We start from the raw sequence: 2,017 nt of genomic DNA, 5'->3' as shown, positions 1-2,017 counted from the left end.
CTTCATTTCTCTCCTATTACGAAGATTTTAAACAGGTTCTTAGCGGGATCTCTTGTTAGCGCCGCGGCGGCATGACGTAGAAGCTATACTTTTATGCTCACCAACTTAGCTGGATCCAAGTAGTCAAGCTACTTGGATCTGCAAATTGCAATGTTCGTACAGCTGCGTGCTTGACACCGGGATTTAGTGCAGCTACCCTAAACTGGAAGCTCATCTTGCTATTCTTGGCTGAAAGGAACATATTTTTAGAATAATGAAAACAATCAGCACTTTAATTCAAGAGGGATCGGAGTTATTATCGTCACATAAAGTTGAATCACCACATTTAGATTGTGAAATCATCATGCAGCACGTACTTGGAGTGGAAAGATCATTCATAATTATGAACCATGCTGATCAAGTGCCGATGGAGAAAGAACTTTTATTTTGGAAATTAACAAAAAAAAGAGCGGAAAGATATCCAATATCGCAAATAATAGGTAATCGTGAGTTCTGGAGTAAAAATTTTATAGTTAACCAGCATGTTTTGGATCCAAGACCAGATAGTGAAACATTAATCTCAACAGTGTTAAAATATTACCCAAATAAAAAGCAGAGACTAAAAATTGCAGATTTTGGTACAGGCACAGGTTGTTTATTGATATCCGTACTTAGTGAGTATGAATATGCCGTTGGTATCGGTTTTGAAAAAAGCTTGGAAGCATACAAAGTTGCCTATCAGAACACAAAGAAACATGATCTTCTCAGCAGAGCCAAAATATTTCCAAGCTCATGGACAGAGTGCAGAGGTTCATTTGATCTGATAATTAGCAATCCTCCATATATTAAAAGAAGCAAATTAAAAGACTTACAAGCCGAAGTGCAAAAAGAGCCAAGAATTGCTCTTGATGGTGGAATTGATGGTTTAAACTGTTACTTGAGTATTTTTCCAATATTGAAAAAGTGCCTTAAAAAAAATGGGTTTGCAATATTGGAGATAGGTGAAGATCAAAATGATATTGACAAAATAATACCCTCATACAAATTAGCTTTTCAGGAATATGTACATGATTTGGCAGGAATGAAGAGGTGCATTGTTATGCAAAAAACATAGCTAATGTTTTCTTCCTTCATCCCATATTATCCTATGTCATCCCAGTACCCTCTAGCTAGTCATCCAAGTAGCGTGACTACTTGGATCTATATTTACTATGGTCAAGGCATAGGATGACAGGAACGGTTTTATGCATTTTTTAAAAGGGCAACATGTTTAAGCTTTGCTGGCAAAGTGGAAAGTAAGGCCAGCCTCTATACCGTGTGTGTAAAACGATGTATTACCTATATTTATATCTTCTTTTGCTGCATTTGCTGGTTTACTCTGATCATCAAGCTTCTTTTTATCCCTGTTATTAGGATCATCTATAATTTCTCCAAGCGCATCCGTTGTAAGTTTAAGACCATCACCAATAACACCACCAATAGCACCAAAACCTCTATATCCGATATGCATATTTACATCTTCGTTTATGTGATAATCAAGGCCAGCTTTTAATTGACCTGCGGGTCTTATTGACGATTTTTCAAACATTGTCATTCTTGTTGCACCGACTCCAACCCCAACATAAGGAGAAAAAGAGAAACGGTCACTCTTCCAATGATGATAAACATTTGCCATTAGAGACATGTTTTCAATTTGGTCATGATTAACTGTAGCACTATAGATACAAGTTTTTTTACCAGCATCCTTACCAATGTCCTTTAGGTATGAAACAGTTATTTGACTACTTGCTAAACCAATATTAGAACCTGTTAAGGATCTCGAAAATATGAGGTAAAATAAGCATAGTTAAGAAAGAGGTATATCTATGCAAAAAAGCTATCCAAGCGATATAAGTAAAGAACAATTTGAAAAAATTAGACCAATACTGGAGAGTAGCAGAAAGAAAANAAAACCAAGGAAACTTGATTTGTATGATGTATTTTGTGCAGTGCTATATGTCCTAAAAAGCGCCTGCCAGTGGAGAATGCTGCCAAAAGA

General features: G+C 36.3%; 2 protein-coding genes and 1 pseudogene. 2 read left to right on the top strand and 1 reads right to left on the bottom strand.

What is annotated here, in order from left to right; translation table 11 throughout:
* Positions 1–253 precede the first annotated feature (253 nt).
* Positions 254–1,093: a peptide chain release factor N(5)-glutamine methyltransferase gene (prmC, locus tag OZD63_RS04575; protein WP_077188468.1), complete on the top strand. Its 840-nt coding sequence runs from the start codon at positions 254–256 to the stop codon at positions 1,091–1,093.
* 156 nt (positions 1,094–1,249) lie between these two features.
* Here the strand turns inward: prmC and OZD63_RS04570 are convergent.
* A pseudogene (locus OZD63_RS04570) lies at positions 1,250–1,795 on the bottom strand (P44/Msp2 family outer membrane protein); the annotation flags it as partial.
* A gap of 49 nt (positions 1,796–1,844) precedes the next feature.
* On the opposite strand from OZD63_RS04570, the gene OZD63_RS04565 reads away from it, so the two are divergent.
* On the top strand, positions 1,845–2,017 hold a 173-nt coding region (locus OZD63_RS04565), incomplete at its 3' end, for a transposase (protein WP_275007795.1).

This window comes from Wolbachia endosymbiont of Drosophila leontia (genome assembly GCF_028981785.1).
GTDB classification, from domain to species: Bacteria; Pseudomonadota; Alphaproteobacteria; order Rickettsiales; family Anaplasmataceae; genus Wolbachia; species Wolbachia pipientis.
Note: the sequence above shows the minus strand (reverse complement) of the source record. Positions and strands in the feature narration are given on the sequence as shown.